Origin of the sequence: Corynebacterium frankenforstense DSM 45800 (assembly GCF_001941485.1) — a bacterium.
Taxonomy (GTDB): domain Bacteria; phylum Actinomycetota; class Actinomycetes; order Mycobacteriales; family Mycobacteriaceae; genus Corynebacterium; species Corynebacterium frankenforstense.
In genome coordinates, this window is the sequence record NZ_CP009247.1 from 127,331 (window position 1) to 148,603 (window position 21,273).

A 21,273-nucleotide genomic window follows, 5' to 3' on the forward strand; every position below is an offset into this window, starting at 1 on the left:
AGTTGGTTCCGCATTCGGTATCAATACGACCTGCGACCGCAATCCACCAGTTCACGGTCGACCCGCGACCGCAATCTCCCTGTTCACGGTCCACCCGTCCGCGAACGACCAGACCGACAGACGACCAGACCGACGACCGGAAGGAGCCCGCCGTGGAGGTTCGCGAGGCACAGGCCTTCCTCGTCCTCGCCGAGGAACTGCACTTCGGCCACGCCGCCAAGCGCCTGCACATGGCGCAGCCGCCCCTGTCCCGCATGATCAAGCAGCTCGAGACCACCCTCGGCGCCGAGCTCTTCGCCCGCTCCACCCGGCATGTCGCCCTGACCCCCGCCGGGTCCGCGCTCGTCGACCCCGCCCGCGAGCTCGTGGCCGCCGCCGACCGCGCCGAGCAGGCCGTGCGCGACGCCGCGTCCGGGCGCACCGGGCGCATCGCCGTCGGCTTCTCCGGCACCTCCTTCCAGCGCGGGGTGGGGACACTGGCCCGCGAGCTGGCGCGCACCCACCCCGGCATCGAGCTCAACCTGCACTCCGGCCGCCTCTCGCCCGAGGGCATCGGCCAGGTCACCGAGGGCACCCTCGACGCCACCTTCGGCCGCTGGGACACCTGGCCCACCGAGATCGACTCGCTGGTCGTCGCCCGTGAGGAACTCCTCGTCGCCCTTCCCGACGACCACCGCCTCGCCGGTCAGGACGACATCGACTTCGCCGAGCTGGCCGCCGAGAACTGGATCGTGCTGCCTGGCGGGCTCTCCGCCGGCCTGCAGAACCGCCTGAACTACCAGGCCCGCTCCGCCGGGTTCACCGCCCAGGTCGGCCAGGTCGCCCCCGACTCGATGACGCAGTTCCTCTTCGTCGGCGCGGGCATGGGCGTGGCGCTGACCCTCGACTCCATCCGCGAGAACCTCACCGCCCACGGGGTCTCCTTCTCCCGCCTGCCCGGCCGGCCCACCCTCGACCTGCGCCTGGTGTGGCGCCGCGACAACCGCAGCCAGGCGCTGAAGGTCTTCGTCGACCTCGCCCGCGAGCTCTACGCATCGCCCACGGCGCATTGATACCGCGGTCGCAACAACCGGGACGTCGTTAAGCAAAACCTGCACGCCGCGGGCCCGGGCACGCCAAGATGACATGCGCCGACCTGAAACCGACCGCCCCGCCGCGGGCGCAGCCGAGAGGGAGACCGACATGCCGAGCGTGACCGACCTGATGGACATCGAATCCGAGTTCAGCGCCGAGGAGCTGGAGGTGCGCGACCGCGTCGCCGACTTCGTCGACCGGCGCGTGCGCCCCAACATCGGCGCCTGGTTCGACGCCGCCCACCTGCCCGTCGAACTCGTCCCCGAGATGGCCGAGCTCGGCCTGTTCGGCATGCACCTGAAGGGCCACGGCTGCCCCGGGCGCAGCGCCGTCGAGTACGGCATCGCCATGCAGGAGATGGAGGCCGGCGACTCGGGGCTGCGCACGGTGATCTCCGTGCAGGGCTCGCTCGCGATGAGCGCGATCTCCAAGCACGGCTCCGAGGCGCAGAAGGAGAAGTGGCTGCCCGGCATGGCCGCCGGTGAGCTCCTCGGCTGCTTCGGCCTGACCGAGCCCGAGGCCGGGTCCGACCCCGCCGGGATGACCACGCGCGCCCGCTTCGAGGGCGGGCGCTGGATCATCGACGGCGCCAAGCGCTGGATCGGGCTGGCAAGCATCGCCGATCTCGCGATCATCTGGGCGAAGGTGGACAACGAGTCCGCCCGTGCCGCCGGGGTGCTCGACGAGTCCCGGCTCAAGGAGGGAGTGACCGAGCAGGTGCGCGGGTTCATCGTGCCGACCGGCTCGGCGGGCTTCACCGCCACCCCGATCGAGTCGAAGCTGTCCATGCGCGCCTCGCTGCAGTGCGACATCGAGCTGCGCGGCGTGGAGCTCGACGCGGAGGCGATCCTGCCGGAGAACCCCGGCATGCGCGGGCCGTTCCTCTGCCTCAACGAGGCCCGCTACGGCATCGCCTGGGGCGCGATGGGTGCCGCGCGCGACTCGATCGAGGCCGCGCTGGACTACGCCGGTGAGCGCCGGCAGTTCGACACCCCGCTGGCCGGCTTCCAGCTGACCCAGAAGAAGCTGGTCGACATGACCGTGGCGCTCAACCAGGGCCAGCTGCTCGCGCTGCGCCTGGGCCGGGCCAAGGACGCCGGCACGCTCGAGCCGCACATGATCTCCGCGGCGAAGCTGGCCAACTGCCGCACCGCCATCGAGATCGCCCGCGAGGCGCGCACCGTCTTCGGCGGCAACGGCATCACCACCGAGCACTCGCCGCTGCGGCACGCGGTCAACCTGGAGTCCGTGCGCACCTACGAGGGCACCGACGAGGTGCACACGCTCATCCTCGGCCGGAAGCTGACGGGGCTCGGCGCGTTCGCGTGAGGGGGCGGGTCAGAGGCTAGACCAGCCCAGCAGGAGCTTGGCCACCCGCTTGATGTCTTCCTGGCGTGGGGCCGCCTTCGATCCGACGATCTCCTGGATCAGGTCGATCATCGCCTGCTTCGGTGCGGTCACGACCACGCCCCGGCTCTCAAGGTAGGCCAGAGCGACGCTGAGGGATGTGCGTTTGTTTCCGTCATCGAAGGCGTGCCTTCTCGCGAGATATACGATGAGGGCCGCCGCGCGCTCGAACACGGTCGGGAAGGCCGGTTCGCCGAATATCGTCTGGAACGCAGCCCCGATCGCGGAGTCGAGGGCCTTTTCGTCCACTCCGTACCCGCGATAGTGCTCGGGGCCGTGCACGGGATCGATGCGTTCCCCGCACCGCCGGTTGGCTGTGCGGGCCGCGCCCTTCAGCGCCTCGACCTGGCGTTTGGTCTCATCGCAATAGGAATCGTCGTTCACAGGTCAGCCAGCGCACGAAGCGTGTCCCAGTTCCGGCGTTCCACGCGGTCGACCGCAGTGGCGAGTCCATCCGCGCTGACGGGGGGAAATATCGCGGGAGGGGTCGGTGAATCTCCGGTCATGGAGGACGCGACGGCCTCAGCCCTCAGTGTCTTCAGGCTGAGCGGGACGTTCCCGCGGTCCGTCCGCGTCAGGCCCGCCCGGCTCTCGCGCCACGTACGAGTGCTGTGGCTCTTGTCGGAGAGGACCGTCCCCTTCAGCTTGCCGTAGTGAACCACCACGGCGTCGATGACCGCGCGCTCGTACTCGGAGAGCCGTGCGGAATCACCGCTTCGGATGCTCTCGACGGGGGCGGAGGAGGACTGTGCATCGTTCTCGGCCAGTTTCACGGCCTTCCAGAGCCGAGGCGCGACAGGGCCGTACGTCCAACCCTGCATGTCCTCCTCGAAAAGGCGACCTCCCGCCCAGGCGAGGTGCCAGGCCTGGGAGTAGAAGCACAGCTTCTGCAGCTTCATGCGGTCGACGTCGGGCTGGTGCTCGACGATGTACTGGGCGACGTCGATGATGCGTGTCATGATTCCTCCTCTCGTGGCGTTGAATTACCCGGTCACTGTATCCGGGGCGTCTCTCAGAAGCCATGGTACGGACGCGTGCCCTCGAAGGATGGATTCTCGCCGCTAGATCAGCCGCCGCGCCCGCGCCGTCGTGATCGCCGCGGTCCGGTTGTCCACCTCGAGCTTCTGGTAGATGTGCAGCAGGTGCGTCTTGACGGTCGCCAGCGAGATGAACAGCTGGTCGGCCAGTTCCTGGTTCGACGCCCCGGTCTGCAGCGCGTCGAGGATCTCGATCTCGCGTGCTGAGAGCGCCTCCTGCGGACTCGAGAGCCGCTCCGCCAGCGCCGCCGCGACCTCGGGGGACAGCGTGCGCCGCCCCTGCGCGGTGGCCAGCACCGCCCGGTGCAGCTCCTCCTCGGGGGCGTCCTTGAGCAGGTAACCCAGCGCGCCAGCGGCCACGGCGGCGACGATGTCGGCCTCCGTGTCGTAGGTGGTCAGCACCAGCACCGGCGGCCCGCCCGCGGCCCGCAGCCGTCGGATCGCCTCGATGCCGCCGATGCCCGGCATCTGGATGTCCATGACCACCACGTCCACGCTTTCCGACGTCCCGTCGGACCCGTCGGTGTGTCCCTCGCCGTCTGCGCCGGTTGCGGTGGCACCGGCTGTGCCGGTGGTGGTGGCACCGTCTGCGCCGGTCAGACGCAGCGCGTCCTCGCCGCTGGCGCCCTCGGCGACGACCGTGATCTCCGGGAAAGACTCCAGGATCGCGTGCAGGCCCGCGCGCACGACCGGGTGGTCGTCGACGAGCACGACGCGGACGCTCGGTTCGGTGGCGGCGGTGTTGCCGGTGCCGGCGGTGTTGCCGGTGTTGCCGGTGCCGGCGGTGGCGGCGGCGTGCTCGGTGGCGGGGGAGGGGCGCTGGGCGGGAGGTGTCATCGTGCCCCCAGGATATGAGGCACCGGGAAATTGTGTCGTTGCAGAATTAACAGCCGGAGCCGACCTGGGGAAACGCCGGGGGTTCGGAGCCGCAGTGACACATTTTGTCGGTCCGCTCGGCCCGGATGCACCGAGCGTGGGGCCGGTGGGGCTGGAGGGGAAGGTGGGATCGGTCTGCGGCCTCGCGCCAGGCTCAGCGGCCGGTCAGCCCCGGCCCCGCACACCGGCCCAGGCGTCCCGACCCCGGTGGCCCCGACCCCGGTGGCCCTGACCCGGCCGCCTCACCGCGCCAGCGGGATCCGGGCGGTGATAGTCGTGCCGCGCTCCGAGGAGTCGATCGCCAGCGATCCGCCGGCCTCGGCCGCGCGGTCGCGCAGGCCGGCCAGCCCGAAGTGGCCCTCCGGGACGGCGTCCGGGTCGAAGCCGTGGCCGTCGTCGTGGATGTCGAGCGTCGCCTCGTGCTCCCAGACGCCCAGCGTGACGCGGGCCCGGTCGGCGCCGGAGTGGCGCACCGCGTTGGTCAGCGACTCGCGGGTGACCCGCTCGAGCACCTCGGCGGGCGGTCCGGTGACCTCTCCGGGCGGGTCGACGACGACCTCGACGGGCAGCCCGAAGCGCCGCGTGGTCGCCGCGGCCAGCTCCTCGAGCCGGGCGCGCAGACCGGGCCCGGCGGGCGCGGCGGCCGCCGCGCCGCCGGCACCGGAGGCTGCCGGCTGCGGACCCTTCCCGGCCTTCGCGCCAGTGCGTCCGGCCTGCGCCCCCGAGCGCCCGGCGGCGACCAGGCGGCGCGCCTCGGCCAGGTTCTCGGCGGCGACCTCGCCGATCACGCCGAGCCGCTCGGCCGCCTTCCGGGTGTCGCCGCTGTCCAGCGCCTTGCCCGCCGCCCGGGAGAAGAGCACCACCGAGTTGAAGCCCTGGGCCAGGGTGTCGTGGATCTCGCGGGAGATGCGCTCGCGCTCGGCGAGCCGCCCGGCCTCGTTCTCGGCCGAGAGCGCCCGGGCCCGGGTCAGCGCCAGCTGGCGGGCGATCTCGCGCTGGCGTTCCAGCTCCTCGACGAGCGCGCGGTAGACGTGGCGCACCGCGACCGCGAAGGCCACGCCGATGGTCGGGCCGATCAGCCCGCCGACGCTCCATCCCTCGGCGTCGGAGATCACGGGCAGGCCGAACGCGGGCACCGCCACTCCCACGACCAGGGTCGCCACGACCACGGCCATGCCGGGCCAGCCGTCGCCGGCGACGTGCATGATCACGAAGACCAGCGGGAAGAGCAGCCAGAGGAAGTCCGTGCTGAGCATCAGCAGCGCGAACCACAGGACCAGCACCACCGCCAGCCACCAGCCGCGCAGCGCGCCGGGGCCGCGGGTGGTGCGTCCCATGGCCAGGCGGTGGTCCCAGGTCGTGCCCACCAGGTAGCAGGCCGCCAGCGCGGCGGTGAGGGCCAGCACCAGGCAGCGCACCGGTGTGGCGTCGTGGGGGAAGTACCCCGCGGCCTCGCCGAGGAACGGATGGGCGGGGTTCTCCGTCCACCCGCCGCCCGGCGCCTCCTGCTCCAGGTACCGGGCGCCCTGCCAGCTCAACACCGCGGCGAGCGCGAGCAGGAGGGCGAAGAGGACGTGCACGCCGACGCGCATCGCAGTCAGCAGCCGGGCCAGCGGGGTACCCGCGGCAGACCGGGCGACGGCCGAAGCGGCCGACGGAGCCGCCGAAGCGGCCGAAGCGGCCGACGGGGCCGCGGGCGGAGCGTTGGTCGTCGTACCCGCGCCCGACGGTGCGGCGGGCGCCGACGGTGCGGAAGACGCGGCGTCGGAAATCGAGGGGGCCATGGCGCCCAACCTAGCCGCCACCGCATCGGTGACGGATCAACCGACCGGTTGACCGGAAAGTGAGGTCCGCGGCCGATGTGCAGGTCACAGGCTTGGACGGAGGATGAGAGTACATCGAAGAAAGGACCCGACAATGTTTCTCGCACTGCGCGACATCGCACACGCCCGCGGTCGCTTCGCCCTCATCGGCACCGTGATCGCGCTGGTCACGCTGCTCCTCGTCATGCTCACCGGGCTGACCGGCGGGCTCTCCCAGCGCAACACCTCCGCGCTCGACGCCCTCGAGCCCGAGCGCGTCGTCTTCGCCGGCGCCCCGGCCGGCGAGGAGCCCAAGATCGACTTCGCCGAATCCCACATCGAAGAGTCCACTGAGCGCGCCTGGCGCGAGGTCACCGACGCCACCCCGCTCGGCGCCGGTCAGACCCGCGCCGACATGTCCGGCCAGGCCACGGCCGTCGCCGTCTTCGGCCTGCCCGCCGGCACCGAGGTGCCCGGCGGCACCGTGCCGGAGTCCGGCGCGCTCATCCCCGACGAGCTCGGCTCCGGCGAGCTGGTCCTCGGCGGCCAGGACGTCGCCGTGAGCGACACCGTGCCCACCGAGTACTACTCGCACCTGCCGGTCGTCTGGACCGACATGACCACCTGGCGCGAGGTCACCCACAGCGACGAGCCGACGGTGCTGCTTGCCGACGCCCCGTCCGACGACGTTGCGGACAAGGTCACCCACCAGACCGGTTCCACCGCCGTCACCCTGCGCGACTCCTACGACGGCCTGGCCGCCTACCGCTCCGAGCGCGGCTCGCTGGTGACCATGCAGGCGCTGCTCTACGGCATCTCCGCGCTGGTCATCGTCGCCTTCCTGAGCGTGTGGACCATCCAGCGCACCCGCGACATCGCCGTGCTGCGCGCCCTGGGCGCCTCCCGCGGCTACGTGCTGCGCGATGCGCTGGCCCAGGCCGGTGCCGTGGTGCTCGCCGGTGCCGTCGGCGGCGGCCTGGTCGGCTGGGGCCTCGGTGCCCTGGCCGCCGGCGCCGTGCCCTTCGCGCTGACGCTGGCCACCGTCGCCGGCCCGGTCGTCGGCGTGGTGGTGCTCGGCCTGATCGGCGCCGTGGTGGCCACCCGCCGCGTCGCCCGGGTCGACCCGCAGCTGGCGCTCAACGCGTGACCCGCACCTGAAGAACAACCGGACACACCAGACGTTGAGGAGAACCACCATGAACCACAAGAACACCATCCCGGCCCTGGACCTGCGCTCCGTGACCGTGACCTACCCCGACGGTGACCAGACCGTCACCGCCCTGGACGGCATCGACTTTTCCGCTGTGCCCGGCACGCTGACCGCCGTGGTCGGCGAGTCCGGCTCGGGCAAGTCCACGCTGCTGTCCGTGGCCGCCGGCCTGGTCGTGCCGGGTTCCGGCGAGGTGCTCGTGCGCGGCCGCGCCGGGGCAGCGGGCGCCGCTGCGAACATTGGCACCGCCTCCGCGACCTCCGCCGCCTCGGCCGAGGCCGACGCCGTGGACCTGGCCGCCGTCGACGAGAACGAGCGCGCCCGCGTGCGCCGCGAGCGCGAGGGCGTGGTCTTCCAGAACCCCAACCTGCTGGCCTCGCTCAAGGTGCGCGACCAGCTGCTCATCGCCGACCACCTGCGCGGCAACCGCCTGGACCGCGGACGCGCCGACGAGCTCCTTGAGACCGTCGGGCTGGCCGGCATGGGCGACCGCCACGTCCACCAGCTCTCCGGCGGTCAGCGCCAGCGCGTCAACATCGCCCGTGCGCTGATGAACAAGCCCTCGGTGCTGCTCGCCGACGAGCCGACCAGTGCGCTCGACCGCGAGCTCTCCCACGAGATCGCGGGACTGCTGCGCAGCGTGACCGATGAGTTGGGCACCGCCACGGTCCTGGTCACCCACGACCGTTCGCTGCTCGAGTACGCCGACGTCGCCGTCGAGATGCGCGACGGGAAGCTGCGCTCGATCGACCCGGCTGCCGCCGCGGCCTGAACCACAAAAGGCGTCCGGCCGCCAGCCGGGTGCCTTTGCCGTGTCGGGAGCCTTCCCCGAATATGGCGAGGACCCGGCATCTCGCCGGACCCCGGCCCGGCACCGGACCTGGCCGGGCGCAGGCCTGACGCTGACAGCCGTGACCTACCCGTGCGCCTCCCGCGCGGCCGCCGCCATCGCGCGCCCGGCCGTGAGCCCGGAGAAGATGCACCCGCCCAGGAAGGTCCCCTCCAGGGCGTTGTTGCCGTGCATGCCCCCGCCGCCGAAGCCGCTGGCCTCGCCCGCGGCCCAGAGACCCGGCAGGGGGTCGCCACCCAGGGTCAGCGCGCGGCCGTCAAGGTCCGTCTCGATCCCGCCGAGCGTCTTGCGGGTCAGAAGCCGCAGCCGCACCGCGATCAGCGGGCCGTGGTCGGGGTCGAGCAGCCGGTGCGGGGCGGCGGTGCGGGCGAACTTGTCGCCCAGGTAGCGCCGCGTCGCGTTGACCACGTTGGCCTGGTAGTCCTTGGCGAAGTTGTTGGCCATCTGGGTGTCGCGCGCCTCGATCTGGGCGCGCAGCCGCTCCACGTCGAGCTCCGGGGCCTCCGGATCGGCCTCACGCGCCGTGGCGTTCATGCCGGCCACCAGCTCCTCGAGGGTGTCGGCGACCACCCAGTCCTCGCCGTTGTCCATGAACTTCTGGATCGGCTCGGCCACCCCGGAGGTCAGCTTGCCCACGAGCTTGCGCAGGTCCTTGTCCGTCAGGTCCGGGTTCTGCTCCGAGCCGGAGAAGAGGAACTCCTTGCCCACGATGGTCTTGTCCAGCACGAACCACGAGTAGGTGTGTCCGGTGGCCAGGATGTGCGTCATCGTCTTGACGGTGTCCGCGCCCGGGATCAGCGGCACGGGCAGCCGCTCGCCCTCGGCGTCGAACCACATCGCGCTGGGCCCGGGGATGATCCGGATTCCGTGGCCCGGCCAGATCGGGTCCCAGTTCATCATGCCCTCGGTGTAGTGCCACATCCGGTCGCGGTTGACCAGGTGCGCGCCGGCGGCCTCGGCGATCTCGATGCCGCGCCCGTCGACGTGGGCGGGCACGCCGACGACCATCCGGTCGTCCGCCGGCATCGGCCCCAGCCGGTCCTCCGGCCAGCAGCGGCGCACCGCGTCCAGGTTGCCGCCGACGCCTCCCGTGGAAATAAGCACCGCCGGGGCGCGGTACTCGAAGGTGCCGATTTCCTCGCGCGGGCTGGCCACGCCGCGCTCCAGCTCGTCGCACTCGATGAGCTTCGCCCCGCGCACCCCGGCGACGCGCCCGCCCTCGACGATGACCTCGTCGACGCGGCGGCGGTGTTCGAAGCGCACGGTGCCCTGCTCCTCGGCCGCGCGCAGCGGCTCGTCGAAGACGCGCACGACCTCCGGGCCGGTGCCCCAGGTGACGTGGAAGCGGGGCACGGAGTTGCCGTGGCCGTCGGCGGTGCCGTCGCCGCGCTCCGCCCAGCCGGCCATCGGGATGGTGCGCAGCCCCAGCTCGCGCAGGTAGGCGCGCTTCTTGTGGTGGGCGAACTCGAGGTAGGCCTCGGCCCAGCGGCGCGGCCAGTGGTCCTCGGCGCGGTCGAAGCCGGCCGAGCCGAACCAGTCGTGGCGCGCCAGCTCGAGGGAGTCGTGGATGCCCAGGCGGCGCTGCTCGGGGGTGTCGATGAGGAACAGCCCGCCGAGCGACCAGAACGCCTGGCCGCCGCGGTTGGCGGCGTTCTCCTGGTCGACGACGAGCACCCGCGCGCCGGCCTTCTGGGCCTCGAAGGCCGCGACCATGCCGGCCAGGCCCGCGCCGACGACGATCACGTCCGGCGCGAAATCGCAGGCCGGGTCGTGGTCGAAGCCGGCGTCCGCGGAGGCTTTTGCAGGGGAAGGTTTGTCCGTCATGCCAACGAAGCTAACACGCGTTCGTCGCCGCTGTCCCCGTTATGGCGCGTGCCGGCCGCGTGCCTTCCGGTGCCACGTGCGCCGCGATTGCCGACGCCGCGCGTGCCCCACCTCTCAGCGCACGCTGCGGCAGTAGCGCGGGTCCCAGCTGTCGACCTCGTAGACGAAGACGTCGTCGATCGGCTCCGCGCCGCGCTCCTCGTGGACCAGGGTGAGCCCCGGGGCGTTGGCGAGGTTCACGAAGGACCCGTAGGGCTCCAGGTTCGGCCAGAACATCGGCGGCGAGGCGATGATGTAGCGCACGCCCAGCCGGCAGGCGGCCTCGTCCATCGGGTTGAGAGGGTCGCCGTTGATCAGGTCGGCGTGGAAGACCAGCTGGGTGGTGTCCAGCGGGTCGGTCTGGCGGTCGTTGAGGTAGTGCGAGAAGACCATCGGCAGGTCGTCGATGATGTAGCCCCAGCCCATGCCCTCCTCGGGCGCGGAGAGGATGGAGAACGGCTCCGGGGAGGCGTCCACCTGCTCGCGCAGGAAGTCGAACGCGCGCAGGTCCGCCTTCGAGATGACGCGGCCCTGCCGGTCGGCCGAGGCGGTCATGAGCTGCAGGCCGTGGTCCTCCGCGCTGGCCACCGCGGGCAGCTGCGTGGTCATCACCAGCGCGGCGGCGCCGACGACGGCCGCGGCCTGGGCCGCCTGCACCCAGCCGCCGCGGCCGGCGGCCTCCTCCGCGTCGTCCCCGGCGTCCCGCCCGGCCGGTTCGATGACCGCCGGTGCGGCGTCGACGACGGGCATGACACCGGTCTCGGGGTCCTGGGCCGCCGCCCCCGTGACCGTCCCGCGGCCCACCGCGTGCGAGCCGCCGGGCCGTGCGGATTCCACGTCCCCGGCGGTGCGGTCCCCGTCGGCCCGGTCCGCGTCCGTCCGGTCCAGATCGGTGCGGCCCGCGTCCGTGCGGTCCATGTCGTCCACCCCGCCGACGGCGAGGTCGGTCTCGGCGTCGGCCACCGGGGCGTCGTCAATCTGCTCCCGCCCGCCACGTCGGGCGCGCGCCGCCCACAGCTGCAACGCGGCGCCGAGCGCGGCGATCAGCGCGCCGACCCCGGCCGAGACCGCCATCGCGCAGATGAGCACCACGCGGTGCGAGGCGTTGTAGTGGAAGGCGGTGAACATCTCCAGGGCGGTGCCCAGCCAGTTGTCGAAGGGCATCAGGCAGTAGACCGTGCCGCCGAAGCCGAGCGTCCACAGCGCGGTCAGCCACGTCCCGCCCGTGAACGCGAGCACGGCGAGGCCCACCAGGCCGGCGATGATCAGGGCGTACCAGACGGTGTCGTCGCCGTACATGTCCCAGAACTTCGTCTCCATCATCAGCGCCTGGCTCAGCGAGTCGGCGCGGTCGTCGACCAGCTGCTGGTCGTAGCCGGTGACCTCGTCGACGTTGCCCAGGCCCACCAGGAACTGCGGGATGAACGGCACGGCCGTGAGCACCGCGGTGAGCACCAGGTGCCACAGCGCGCCCAGCCGAGTGGCCCCGAGCGCGGGCTTGACCAGCTGCTGGATCAGCCAGAACGCCAGGCCGGCGCCGACGACGGTGGCCGCCGAGGCGTGCGTCTGCACCGCGCCGAGGACGGCGAGCGCCGCCAGCGCCGAGGCCGCCCAGCGCGCGTCGACGGTCACGGCCGCGGCCGCCGCGACCGCCACGGCGATGCCCGCCAGCCCGATGCCGAAGCCGGCCGGCCAGGAGCCGTCGAAGAAGATGATCTGCCAGGCCGGCAGCAGCAGCGCGGAGGCCGCGGCCAGCGTGGTCGCCGCCCAGCGGGTGGCCACCGAGGCCAGGTCGAGCGGGAAGTTTCCGCTGCGGCGCAGCAGGAACCCGGCGCCGATCCAGACCAGCGCCGCGGCCGCACCGGCGGCCGCCACCGCCATCGAGACGCCCATGAACAGGTTGAGCACCTCGACGGTGTCCCACTCGCGCCCGGTGATCCGGTAGGCGACCTCGCCGGCGTAGTCGCAGGCCACGTGCCATCCGGTGGGGTAGTAGACCTCCTTGGCGTCCTCGGCGTAGCGCAGCTCGCCGGTGCGCGTCGGCGAGATCACGCCCGTCTCGTGGACCCAGTGCACCAGCGAGGCGTGCCAGTGCATGTCCCAGCCCTGCGGGATCGAGCGCAGGCCCCGGTCGCCGGCGTCCATGATGCGCCGGGCGACGTCCGTGCCGGCCCAGACTACGAGCGCGGCGACCGTGCCCGCCGAGAGCAGCGCCTGCGCCCAGGCCCACGGCGTGGCCCCCGGGTTGCCGCCGGCGTGGCGCGCGCCCCGCTTGCCGACGTCGCGTCGCAGCGCGTGTGCGCCCCGCCCGCCGCGTGCGTGGCCGGCGCCGAGCGCGCCGGGCCGGCGCGGGTCGTACTCCCCGCCGCGTTCGGCGTCGGCACGTTCGCGCTCGCGCCGCCGCTGGGTGGCGATGACCCCGAGGGGCAGCGCCAGGGCGAGCACGAAGACCCAGGACAGGGTGAGGCTCATCAGGTTGACCGGGACGCCCAGCCCGCCGAAGGCCCACCCGAAGAACCCGAGCACACCGACGGTGGCCGGCGCCGAGGCCGCCGCGGACAGGCCGGGGCGGCGGGTGAGCGCCAGACCGATGAGCAGACCCGGGACCACCAGCGCGGCGAGCATGAGCGCGCACAGCAGAACCAGCTCGGGGATGCCCGCGGTGGTCGCCGCGGTGCTGGCCGTCGGCGCTGCGGCGGCGGTGACCGTCACGATGATTCGTGTCCTTCCTCGCGGCCGGCCCGCCCGCCGGGGCAGGGTCGGTGTTGGGGTTGTGATGCGTGCACTGAGTCTAGTGGGAGGCCGCGACACAACGGTCCCTTATCGCCCGTGGCCCGGTTTCCACCACGCGCGACACTCCGGTGCAATAAAGTGAGCCACACCACAAGTTGATACCGGTGCGGAGGTGACGTCGCGTCGCAGGCCCTCGGGTCCACCGTCCCGTCTCCCGCCGGCTGAATCCAGTGAAAGGCGCGGCTCATGGACGACAAGACCGACCGCACCCACGAACCGACCGGGTCCGGCTCGACCGCGCAGGCCGACGCCCCGCGCTCCCGGCTGGGCCGCCTCGGCGACCGCACCCTCGACGGCATCGAGAAGGTGGGCAACAAGCTGCCCACGCCCTTCCTCCTGTTCACCTACCTCTTCCTGATCACCGCCCTGGCCTCCTCGGTGATGGCCTGGGCAGGCGTCTCGGTCGCGGTGCCCGGCTCCGACGAGGAGCTCCACGTCAAGGGGCTGTTCACCGGCGAGGGCCTGGTGTGGCTGACCGAGAACGTCGCCGAGAACTACATCGGCTTCCCGCCCCTGGTCACCGTGCTGCCGATCATGCTCGCCGTCGGCATCGCCGAGCGCTCCGGGATGCTCTCCGCGCTGATCCGCAAGCTCTTCGGCAGCGCCAACAAGACCGTGCTGCCCTACGCCGTCGGCGTGATCGGCGTGACCGCCTCGGTGATGGCCGACGCCGCCTTCGTCGTCGTGCCGCCGCTGGCCGCCATGGTCTTCCGCGCCGCCGGCCGCCACCCGGTCGCCGGTCTGCTCGGCGGGTTCGCCGCCGTGGGCGCCGGCTACTCGACCGCGCTGGTGCCCACCAGCCTCGACGCCCTGTTCGCCGGCATCACCAACGCCGTGATGGGCACGCTGCCCGGCCACGAGGCCACCGAGGTCAACCCGGTGTCCAACTACTTCTTCAACATCGCCTCCGCCGTGCTGCTCGGCTTCGTCGCCGGTTGGCTGATCGACCGCGTCCTCGAGCCGCGCATGTGGCGCCAGGACGTCCCCGTCGAGCGCACCGCCTCCGGCCAGCAGGAGTTCGAGACCGCCAAGGCCGACGACCACCGCCTCGACCCCGAGCTGACCGCCCGCGAGTGGGCCGCCCTGAAGGTCTCGCTCGGGGTGACCCTGCTCGTCGGCGTGGTCATCACCGCCGCGGTGCTCTGGCCCGGCTCCCCCTGGCGCAACGAGGACGGCGGCTACCTGCCGCAGTCCCCGCTGCTCAACTCGATCGTCTTCATCGTCGTGGTCTTCTTCGCGGTGATGGGCATCGCCTACGGCATGGTCGCCGGCACGATCCGCCGCTTCGAGGACGTCGTCGACATGATGGGCAAGTCCCTGGTCGACCTCTCCGGCTTCCTCGTGCTCGCGTTCATCCTGGGGCAGTTCGTCGAGCTGTTCAACTGGACCGGCATCGGCACCTGGACCGCCGTCAAGGGCGCGGCGCTGCTCGAGTCCATCGGGCTGACCGGCTTCGCGGCCATCGTCGGCTTCGCCGTCCTGGCCAGCGTGCTCAACCTGCTGATCATCTCCGGCTCCGCGATGTGGACCCTGATGGCCGCCGTCTTCGTGCCCATGTTCGCCCTGCTCGGCTACGAGCCCGGTTTCACCCAGGCCGCCTTCCGCGTGGGCGACTCGGCCACCCAGATCATCACCCCGATGAACCCGTACATGATCGTCATCCTCGGCCTGCTGCGCCGCTACGAGCCGAAGGCGGGACTCGGCACGCTGATGAGCCGGCTGGTCGTCTTCGTCGTGCCCTTCTGGATCACCTGGGTCGGCCTGCTGGCCGTCTGGTTCTACCTCGATCTCCCGTTGGGCCCCGGCCAGGGCGTCTTTTTGGCAGGGTAGTGCCCATGGACACGCCGTCGACCGCGTACCTGGACCACACCCGAAAGCTTCTCGACGCCCGCGCCGCCCGTGCCCGTGAGCGGGCCGAGGCCGCGCGCGCCGGGGCCGCCGACGCCGGCGGTGCGCCCGCGGGAGGCGGTTCCGGGGGAGGGGCCTCATCCGAGGGAGGCGGATCCGGTTCCGGGGCCGGTGGCGACGTCGCCTCCCTGTCCTGGGAGCGCATCGCCGCCGACGCCGAGGAGCTGCGCGGCGAGCTGCGCGACCTGGCCTTCGACCTGCACGACCACCCCGAGGAGGCCTTCGAGGAGCACCACGCCGCCGCCGCGCTCGCGCAGCTGCTGCGCGCCCACGGCCACCGCGTCGAGACCGGCGTCGGGGGCCTGCCCACCGCCCTGCGGGCGGTGGCGCAGACGCCGGGCGGCGGGACGTCGGCAATCGAGGGGGACGGGGACGCCGGCGACGCCCGCGACGCCGGGCCGACCGTCGCGATCCTCGCCGAGTACGACGCGCTGCCCGGCCTCGGCCACGGCTGCGGGCACAACATCATCGCCGCCGCCGGGGTCGGCGCCTTCCTCGCCGCCGCCCGCGAACTCGAGCGGGGTGTGACCGGCCCGGGGCGGATCGTGCTGCTGGGCACCCCGGCCGAGGAGGGCCACACCGGCAAGGAACACATGATCCGCGGCGGCGCCTTCGACGGCGTCGACGCCGCCGTGATGGTCCACCCCTTCGGCTACGACCTCGCCGAACACGCCTGGGTGGGCCGGCGCACCATGACCGCGACCTTCCGCGGCATCTCCGCGCACGCCTCCTCCCAGCCGTTCATGGGGCGCAATGCGCTGGACGCCGCGACGCTGGCCTACCAGGGCTTCGGGCTGCTGCGCCAGCAGATGCCGCCGAGCGACCGGCTGCACGCCGTCATCGACTCGGGTGGGCGGCGCCCTTCGGTCATCCCGGACGAGGCGCGCTTGTCGGTCTACGTGCGCTCCCTGATCCCGGCGGCGCTGCGCGACCTGTCCGCGCGTGTCGACGACGTGCTGCTCGGCGCCGCGCGCATGGCCGGCGTCGACGTCGAGCTGGACTGGGACATCCACCCGCCGAGCCTGCCGGTGCGCAACAACCACGTGCTCGCCCGGCGCTGGGCGCGCACCCAGGCGTTGCGCGGGCGCACGGCGCTGCCCGGCGGGATCCTGCCGGACTCGCTGGCGGCCTCCACCGACTTCGGCAACGTCTCGCACCTGGTGCCCGGCATCCACCCGATGATCAAGATCGGCCCCGACGACGCCGCGCTGCACACTGCGCGCTTCGCCGAGTGCTCCCGCAGCGGGGCGGGTGTCGACGCCGCGGTGGACGCCGCCGCGGGCCTGGCCCAGGTGGCCGTGGACATGCTCAATGAGCCGGAGCTGCTGGCCGAGGCGCGCGCCGAGTTCGAGGCGGCCGGCGGGCGCCTGGCGGTGGCCGACTACCTGGGGTGAGGGGGCGTCCGGCCTGGGGTGAGGGGTGTCCAGCCTGGGGCGAGGGGGTGTCGCCGCGGCACGGGTTCGCGTAGGATCGCCGGGAAACGTTTACGTGTCAACTATGTGCCGAGGAGTCCCGAGAATGCTCACCGTCGACGAAGCCATCCGTTCGCGCCGCGCCACCCGTAAGTACACCGACCAGGTGCCCTCCGACGAGGTCGTCGACCGCGTCGCCGAGCTCGCCCTCGAGGCGCCCAGCGCCTTCAACGCGCAGATGCGCGACCTCGTCGTCGTGCGCGACCACGACGTCAAGCAGGCCCTCTTCGACGCCTCCGGCCAGCGGCAGTTCCTCGACGCGCCCGTCGTCTTCGTCGCCGTCGGCCGCTCCGAGGTCGAGCAGGACGACGACGAGGAGATCCTCGGCGCCGAGCGCGCGAAGAACCTGCGCGCCGGGCGGGCCAAGCGCTCCGAGGCCGTCCGCCGCGAGCACGGCCTGCGCGACGCGATGCTCGTCGCCGGCTTCCTGCTCGTCGCCGCCCAGGCCGAGGGGCTGGCGACCAGCCCGACGACCGGCTGGGACGAGGAGAAGGTCAAGGAGGCCATCGGGCTCGGCGGGCGCGCCGACCGCTCCATCGCGCTCGTCGTCGCCGCCGGCTACCCCGACGAGACCCCGGCCCATCCGGGCCGCGCGGCCAGCCGCCGCGTCAACGACCGCTACTGACCGCTACTGAGGCCCCGGCGCCTCAGCGCCGGCGCCGGGGCCGGGTGGGACGCGCCGGCGCCGGCCCACGCGGCGTCGGCAAGCGACCGTCACTCAGCGCCGGGTCAGTCCCGCGGTGATCGGGCTGACGATGGCGTTGACCAGGCCCAGCACGATCGAGCCGAAGACCGCGGCCCAGAAGCCCGAGACCGTCAGCCCTAGGCCCACCGACTGGGCCACCGCGGCGGCCAGCAGCAGCATCGCGGCGTTGATCACCAGCGCGAAAAGGCCCAGCGTGAGGATGGTCAGTGGCAGGCCGAGCAGCTGGAGCACCGGCTTGACCAGCATGTTGAGCAGCACGATGATCGCGCCGACGCCCAGGAAGACCCACAGACGGTCGTGTTCGCCGTCGCCGACCAGCGGGGTGGCCGGGACGGAGACGTCCACCCCGGGCACGAAGGCGGTGACGACGAGCAGGGCGAAGGCGGTGGCGACGGCGTGCACGAAGAGGTTCCAGATCATGCGCATGGGCCCGATCCTACGGGCTGAAAATGTACGTATCGTGGTGATCGACGAAAGGATGCCTGATGAGTAACCCCACCCTGCTGTTCGACATGTACGGCGTGCTCATGCGTCTTCCCGGCCCGAGCTTCCGCCGCGGCGTCCTCGCCGCCGCCGGCGGCAACGAGGACATCTGGCCGGTCTACGCGGAGCTGCGCCCCGCCCTGGACGCCGCCCGGGTCACCGAGGTCAACTACTGGCGCCAGGTCGCCCTGCGCGCCGGGGTCGAGGACCTCGACATCCAGGAGGCCATCGCCGCCGACTACGGCGACTGCCTCGAGGCCGACCACGAGGTCGTCGACAAGGTCCTGGCCCTGCGCGACGAGGGTTACAGGATCGGGATCCTCTCCAACATCCCGACCGGGCTGGCCGCGCGCGTGCGTCGGCGCCACTCCGGGTGGCTCGACGAGTTCGACGCGGTGACCTTCTCCTGCGACATCGGTGTGGCCAAGCCGGACACCCAGGCCTTCGCGGTGGCCGTCGACGCGCTCGGCGCCTCGCCGCGCGACACCGTCTTCTTCGACGACCGCGAGGACTACATCGCCGGCGCTGAGGCCGCGGGGCTGCGCGCGGTGCTCTTCACCGGCTGGGACTCCGTGGCCGGGGAGCTGGGGATCAAATGACCGGGCCCTACTTCTACGAGTACGCCGGCCGCCGGCCCACCGTGCACCCGGACGCGTGGATCGCGCCGACCGCGACCCTGATCGGCGACGTCACCGTCGCCGCCGGCGCCTCCGTCTTCTACGGGGTGGTCTTACGCGGCGACGTCGGCGCGATCCGCGTCGGCGAGCGCACCAACATCCAGGACAACTGCGTGCTGCACGTCGACACCGGCGAGGAGTGCGTGCTCGGCGACGACGTCACCGTCGGCCACCTGGCCCTGGTGCACAGCGCGCACGTGGCCGACGGCTGCCTGATCGGCATGGGCTCGAAGGTGCTCTCGCGCTCGCGGATCGGCGAGGGCTCGCTGATCGCCGCCGGCGCGGTCGTCCTCGAGGGCGCGGAGATCCCGCCGCGCTCGCTGGCCGCCGGGGTGCCCGCGAAGGTGCGCCGGGAGCTGACGGCCGAGGAGTCCCAGGCCTTCATCCCGCACGCCGCGAACTACGTGGAGACCGCGCAGAAGCAGGGCGCGCGCGTCGAGCCGGACCGGCCGTAGGGGACGCCCGGCGCGGCGGTGCTGCGCCCGGGTGCGGCCATCCCGCACGCCCGGCATCGGGCGCGGCGGCCGCTCAGCGCGCGACCGGCACCGTCGGGTTACCCGGGAAGAGCCGTGGGCCCGCCCACAGCGCGACGTAGACCAGGCCCACGAGGACGGGGATCTCGATCAGCGGGCCGATCGTGCCCGCCAGCGCGGGGGCGGAGGCCGCGCCGAACGTGCCGATGCACACCGCGATGGCCAGCTCGAAGTTGTTGCCCGCGGCGGTGAAGGCCACCGAGGTCGACCGCGCGTAGTTCAGCCCGGCCGCCCGCGCGGTGAACAACGCCAGGGCGAACATGAGCAGGAAGTAGGCCAGCAGCGGCAGCGCCACCCGCGCGACCGTCAGCGGCTGCGCGGTGATCTTCTCGCCCTGCAGGGAGAACAGCAGCACGATCGTGTAGAGCAGGCCGATCAGCGCCAGCGGGCTGACCGCCGGCAGGAACCGCTCCTCGTACCACCGCCGGCCCCGGGTCCGTTCGCCGATCACGCGCGAGGCGGCGCCCGCGGCGAGCGGCACGCCCAGGAACACCAGCACCGCACCGACGATCGCGCCGAGCGAGAAGTCGACGGGGGAGCCGGGCAGCCCGAGCCAACCGGGCAACGCCTCGAGGTAGAACCAGCCCAGCACGCCGAACATGAGCACCTGGAAGACGGCGTTGACGGCCACGAGCACCGCCGTGACCTCGCGGTCGGCGCAGGAGAGGTCGCTCCACACCAGGACCATCGCGATGCACCGCGCCAGCCCGACAATGATCACGCCCGTGCGCAGCTCGGGCTGGTCGAAGAGGAAGAGCCACGCCAGGGCGAACATCAGGGCCGGGCCGACGAGCCAGTTCAGGATCAGCGAGACCACCATGACCCGCCGGTCCGCGGCCACCTGCCGCGCCTTGTCGAAGCGCACCTTGGCCAGCGGCGGGTACATCATCACCATCAACCCGACGGCGATCGGCAGGGAGATGCCGTTGACCTTGAGGTCGCCGAGGGCCTCGCCGAGGCCGGGCACGAGGCGGCCCAGGGCGAGTCCGGCCGCCATGGCCACGAGGATCCACACCGGCAGAAACCGGTCGAGCAGTGACATGCGGGGGCGGTGGGCGGGTGCGTCGGGCACGGGGCATTCTCCTCTCGGGGCGGTGGGCACGATCCTAGGCTTAATATAGACAGGTGTAAATATCTATGCACTGACATGCGATAGTGTGGAGACATGCAGGAGAACCAGACCGCCGGGTGCTGCTCGTTGGGCAGTGGCCCGCTCGACGACGCCCAGGCGACGCGCTACGCGGGACTCTTCAAGGTCCTCGCCGAACCGAACCGGCTGCGCATTCTCGCGCAGCTGGCCGCCGAGGGGTGCGCGCCGCTCAGCGTCAACGACCTGACGGCGATGCTCGGGCTGAGTCAGCCGACGGTCTCGCACCACCTGCAGAAGCTCACCGCCGCCGGCCTTCTTGAGCGCCGCCGTCGGGGGCGCCACGTCGTGCACACCGTCTGCCCCGGACCGTTCGCCGAGCTGCGCACGGTCCTCCAGATGGACTGACGCCCGTGGTTGCGCGCGATCTCGCCGGTCGGGAGCTCGACCACGAGGCCATCGTCGTCGGCGGCGGGCAGTCCGGCCTGGCCACCGCCTTCTACCTGCTGCGCGCCGGGGTCGACGTGCTGGTCCTCGATGACCAGCGGGGCCCGGGCGGCGCGTGGCGGCACGCCTGGCCGTCGCTGACCCTGTTCTCCACGGCGGGGTTCTCCAACCTCCCCGGCACCCCGATGCCCGCCCACGACGGCTTCCCGCCCGCCGCGCACGTGGTCGACTACCTGGAGATGTACGAGCGGCGCCACCGCATCCCCGTCGAGCGGCCGGTCCACGTCGAACGCGTCGAGCGCGAGGGCACGCCCGCGGGCACCGGGTTCCGGGTGCGGGCCGCCGCGGCGGCGGGGCGCGAGGGCCGGGAGTGGAGGTGCGCGCACGTCATCGCCGCGACCGGGACCTGGTCGGCGCCATTCGTGCCCGCGTACCCGGGGCGGTTCACCGGCCGGCAGTGGCACTCCGCGAACTACCCGGGCCCGGACCCCTTCGCCGGGCGGACGGTGGCGGTGGTCGGCGCGGCGAACTCGGCCGCCCAGATCGCCGCCGAGCTCATCGAGGATCCGGACGTCGGCGAGGTGACCTGGTACGCCCGGCACGCCCCGCGCTGGATGCCCGACGATGTCGACGGGCGGGTGCTCTTCCGCCGCAACCGCGAACGCTTCCGCAGCATCGCGGCCGGGCGACCCGACCCGGGTGCGGACTCACAGCTGGGCGACATCGTGGTCCTCCCGCAGGTGCGTCGCATGCGCGACGCCGGCCGCCTGAGCGCGACCCCGATGTTCAACTCTCTCTCGGAGGTCGACGCCGAGCATCTGATCTGGTGCACCGGATTCCGCCCGGCGCTCGGCCCGTTCCGCGGGTTGCTGGCGGGTGCCGCAGCGGACGCCGGCGCCGATGAGCCGGTCGCCGGCCTCCACCTGGTCGGCTACGGGGACCGCACCGGCCCGGGCTCGGCGACGATCTTGGGGGTGGGGCCCTACGCCAAGGCCGTGGCGCGCGAGGTGGCGGCTGCGGTGGGTAAGACCGGGCGTTAAGCGCTCAG

General features: G+C 72.6%; 19 protein-coding genes. 11 read left to right on the forward strand and 8 right to left on the reverse strand.

The window, feature by feature from the left end; all coding sequences use genetic code 11:
* The first annotated feature begins 152 nt into the window (after nucleotides 1-152).
* Both CFRA_RS00500 and CFRA_RS00505 read left to right on the forward strand, forming a co-directional pair.
* The gene (locus CFRA_RS00500) at nucleotides 153-1,052 is read left to right on the forward strand and encodes a LysR substrate-binding domain-containing protein (RefSeq protein ID WP_075663002.1); all 900 of its coding nucleotides are present in this window, start codon (nucleotides 153-155) and stop codon (nucleotides 1,050-1,052) included.
* Nucleotides 1,053-1,182: 130 nt separating this feature from the next.
* Nucleotides 1,183-2,403 carry an acyl-CoA dehydrogenase family protein gene (locus CFRA_RS00505; RefSeq protein WP_075663003.1) on the forward strand — a complete coding sequence of 407 codons (1,221 nt, stop codon included), beginning with the start codon at nucleotides 1,183-1,185 and terminating at the stop codon, nucleotides 2,401-2,403.
* 9 nt (nucleotides 2,404-2,412) lie between these two features.
* Here the strand turns inward: CFRA_RS00505 and CFRA_RS00510 are convergent, their stop codons facing one another.
* From CFRA_RS00510 to CFRA_RS00525, 4 genes are all read right to left on the reverse strand, one after another.
* Complete coding sequence (locus CFRA_RS00510; RefSeq protein WP_075663004.1) at nucleotides 2,413-2,865, reverse strand: type II toxin-antitoxin system death-on-curing family toxin; 453 nt, start codon at nucleotides 2,863-2,865, stop codon at nucleotides 2,413-2,415.
* Nucleotides 2,862-3,440, reverse strand: a complete 579-nt coding sequence (locus tag CFRA_RS00515; protein WP_075663005.1) for a Panacea domain-containing protein — start codon at nucleotides 3,438-3,440, stop codon at nucleotides 2,862-2,864. The genes CFRA_RS00510 and CFRA_RS00515 overlap by 4 nt, the downstream gene beginning before the upstream one ends.
* A 102-nt stretch (nucleotides 3,441-3,542) precedes the next feature.
* Nucleotides 3,543-4,229: a response regulator transcription factor gene (locus tag CFRA_RS00520; RefSeq protein WP_075664763.1), complete on the reverse strand. Its 687-nt coding sequence runs from the start codon at nucleotides 4,227-4,229 to the stop codon at nucleotides 3,543-3,545.
* A 407-nt stretch (nucleotides 4,230-4,636) separates the two neighbouring features.
* On the reverse strand, nucleotides 4,637-5,974 hold the full coding sequence (locus CFRA_RS00525) for a sensor histidine kinase (RefSeq protein ID WP_169842152.1): 1,338 nt from the start codon (nucleotides 5,972-5,974) through the stop codon (nucleotides 4,637-4,639).
* A gap of 337 nt (nucleotides 5,975-6,311) precedes the next feature.
* On the opposite strand from CFRA_RS00525, the gene CFRA_RS00530 reads away from it, so the two are divergent.
* Together CFRA_RS00530 and CFRA_RS00535 are read left to right on the forward strand one after the other, a co-directional pair.
* Nucleotides 6,312-7,343 (forward strand): ABC transporter permease, encoded by a 1,032-nt coding sequence (locus tag CFRA_RS00530; RefSeq protein WP_083666737.1) that lies wholly within the window; start codon nucleotides 6,312-6,314, stop codon nucleotides 7,341-7,343.
* Nucleotides 7,344-7,392: 49 nt separating this feature from the next.
* Nucleotides 7,393-8,178, forward strand: a complete 786-nt coding sequence (locus tag CFRA_RS00535; protein ID WP_075663007.1) for an ABC transporter ATP-binding protein — start codon at nucleotides 7,393-7,395, stop codon at nucleotides 8,176-8,178.
* 144 nt (nucleotides 8,179-8,322) lie between these two features.
* On the opposite strand, the gene CFRA_RS00540 is transcribed toward CFRA_RS00535, so the two are convergent.
* The gene (locus CFRA_RS00540; protein WP_083666738.1) at nucleotides 8,323-10,080 is read right to left on the reverse strand and encodes an FAD-binding dehydrogenase; all 1,758 of its coding nucleotides are present in this window, start codon (nucleotides 10,078-10,080) and stop codon (nucleotides 8,323-8,325) included.
* A 114-nt stretch (nucleotides 10,081-10,194) separates the two neighbouring features.
* Nucleotides 10,195-12,831 carry a DUF6541 family protein gene (locus CFRA_RS00545; protein ID WP_075663008.1) on the reverse strand — a complete coding sequence of 879 codons (2,637 nt, stop codon included), beginning with the start codon at nucleotides 12,829-12,831 and terminating at the stop codon, nucleotides 10,195-10,197.
* Nucleotides 12,832-13,098: 267 nt separating this feature from the next.
* Here CFRA_RS00545 and CFRA_RS00550 point away from each other — a divergent pair, with 267 nt between their 5' ends.
* The 3 genes from CFRA_RS00550 (at nucleotide 13,099) to CFRA_RS00560 (ending at nucleotide 16,917) form a co-directional block, all read left to right on the forward strand.
* Nucleotides 13,099-14,742 carry an AbgT family transporter gene (locus tag CFRA_RS00550; protein WP_075663009.1) on the forward strand — a complete coding sequence of 548 codons (1,644 nt, stop codon included), beginning with the start codon at nucleotides 13,099-13,101 and terminating at the stop codon, nucleotides 14,740-14,742.
* A gap of 5 nt (nucleotides 14,743-14,747) precedes the next feature.
* A complete protein-coding gene (locus CFRA_RS00555; RefSeq protein WP_075663010.1) occupies nucleotides 14,748-16,214 on the forward strand; it encodes an amidohydrolase in 1,467 nt (488 codons plus the stop codon).
* A 124-nt stretch (nucleotides 16,215-16,338) separates the two neighbouring features.
* Nucleotides 16,339-16,917 (forward strand): nitroreductase family protein, encoded by a 579-nt coding sequence (locus tag CFRA_RS00560; protein ID WP_075663011.1) that lies wholly within the window; start codon nucleotides 16,339-16,341, stop codon nucleotides 16,915-16,917.
* Nucleotides 16,918-17,010: 93 nt separating this feature from the next.
* Here the strand turns inward: CFRA_RS00560 and CFRA_RS00565 are convergent, their stop codons facing one another.
* Entirely contained in the window at nucleotides 17,011-17,424 is a 414-nt protein-coding gene (locus tag CFRA_RS00565) for a phage holin family protein (protein WP_075663012.1), read from the reverse strand.
* Between the two features lie 59 nt (nucleotides 17,425-17,483).
* On the opposite strand from CFRA_RS00565, the gene CFRA_RS00570 reads away from it, so the two are divergent.
* Both CFRA_RS00570 and CFRA_RS00575 read left to right on the forward strand, forming a co-directional pair.
* Complete coding sequence (locus CFRA_RS00570; RefSeq protein WP_075663013.1) at nucleotides 17,484-18,080, forward strand: HAD family hydrolase; 597 nt, start codon at nucleotides 17,484-17,486, stop codon at nucleotides 18,078-18,080.
* Complete coding sequence (locus CFRA_RS00575) at nucleotides 18,077-18,613, forward strand: gamma carbonic anhydrase family protein (RefSeq protein ID WP_075663014.1); 537 nt, start codon at nucleotides 18,077-18,079, stop codon at nucleotides 18,611-18,613. The genes CFRA_RS00570 and CFRA_RS00575 overlap by 4 nt, the downstream gene beginning before the upstream one ends.
* 73 nt (nucleotides 18,614-18,686) lie before the next feature.
* On the opposite strand, the gene arsB is transcribed toward CFRA_RS00575, so the two are convergent.
* Nucleotides 18,687-19,733, reverse strand: a complete 1,047-nt coding sequence (arsB, locus tag CFRA_RS00580) for an ACR3 family arsenite efflux transporter (RefSeq protein WP_075664765.1) — start codon at nucleotides 19,731-19,733, stop codon at nucleotides 18,687-18,689.
* Between the two features lie 123 nt (nucleotides 19,734-19,856).
* On the opposite strand from arsB, the gene CFRA_RS00585 reads away from it, so the two are divergent.
* A complete protein-coding gene (locus tag CFRA_RS00585) occupies nucleotides 19,857-20,186 on the forward strand; it encodes an ArsR/SmtB family transcription factor (protein ID WP_075663015.1) in 330 nt (109 codons plus the stop codon).
* Between the two features lie 5 nt (nucleotides 20,187-20,191).
* Nucleotides 20,192-21,265 carry an FAD-dependent oxidoreductase gene (locus CFRA_RS00590; protein ID WP_075663016.1) on the forward strand — a complete coding sequence of 358 codons (1,074 nt, stop codon included), beginning with the start codon at nucleotides 20,192-20,194 and terminating at the stop codon, nucleotides 21,263-21,265.
* Nucleotides 21,266-21,273 lie beyond the last annotated feature (8 nt).

Excerpts from the sequence above, each read along its gene's own strand:
- arsB (WP_075664765.1), bottom strand. The coding sequence starts at position 19,733 with ATGTCACTGCTCGACCGGTTTCTGCCGGTGTGGATCCTCGTGGCCATG.
- CFRA_RS00515 (WP_075663005.1), bottom strand. The coding sequence starts at position 3,440 with ATGACACGCATCATCGACGTCGCCCAGTACATCGTCGAGCACCAGCCC.
- CFRA_RS00540 (WP_083666738.1), bottom strand. The coding sequence starts at position 10,080 with ATGACGGACAAACCTTCCCCTGCAAAAGCCTCCGCGGACGCCGGCTTC.
- CFRA_RS00560 (WP_075663011.1), top strand. The coding sequence starts at position 16,339 with ATGCTCACCGTCGACGAAGCCATCCGTTCGCGCCGCGCCACCCGTAAG.
- CFRA_RS00565 (WP_075663012.1), bottom strand. The coding sequence starts at position 17,424 with ATGCGCATGATCTGGAACCTCTTCGTGCACGCCGTCGCCACCGCCTTC.
- CFRA_RS00585 (WP_075663015.1), top strand. The coding sequence starts at position 19,857 with ATGCAGGAGAACCAGACCGCCGGGTGCTGCTCGTTGGGCAGTGGCCCG.
- CFRA_RS00550 (WP_075663009.1), top strand. The coding sequence starts at position 13,099 with ATGGACGACAAGACCGACCGCACCCACGAACCGACCGGGTCCGGCTCG.
- CFRA_RS00530 (WP_083666737.1), top strand. The coding sequence starts at position 6,312 with ATGTTTCTCGCACTGCGCGACATCGCACACGCCCGCGGTCGCTTCGCC.
- CFRA_RS00505 (WP_075663003.1), top strand. The coding sequence starts at position 1,183 with ATGCCGAGCGTGACCGACCTGATGGACATCGAATCCGAGTTCAGCGCC.
- CFRA_RS00570 (WP_075663013.1), top strand. The coding sequence starts at position 17,484 with ATGAGTAACCCCACCCTGCTGTTCGACATGTACGGCGTGCTCATGCGT.
- CFRA_RS00575 (WP_075663014.1), top strand. The coding sequence starts at position 18,077 with ATGACCGGGCCCTACTTCTACGAGTACGCCGGCCGCCGGCCCACCGTG.
- CFRA_RS00535 (WP_075663007.1), top strand. The coding sequence starts at position 7,393 with ATGAACCACAAGAACACCATCCCGGCCCTGGACCTGCGCTCCGTGACC.
- CFRA_RS00555 (WP_075663010.1), top strand. The coding sequence starts at position 14,748 with ATGGACACGCCGTCGACCGCGTACCTGGACCACACCCGAAAGCTTCTC.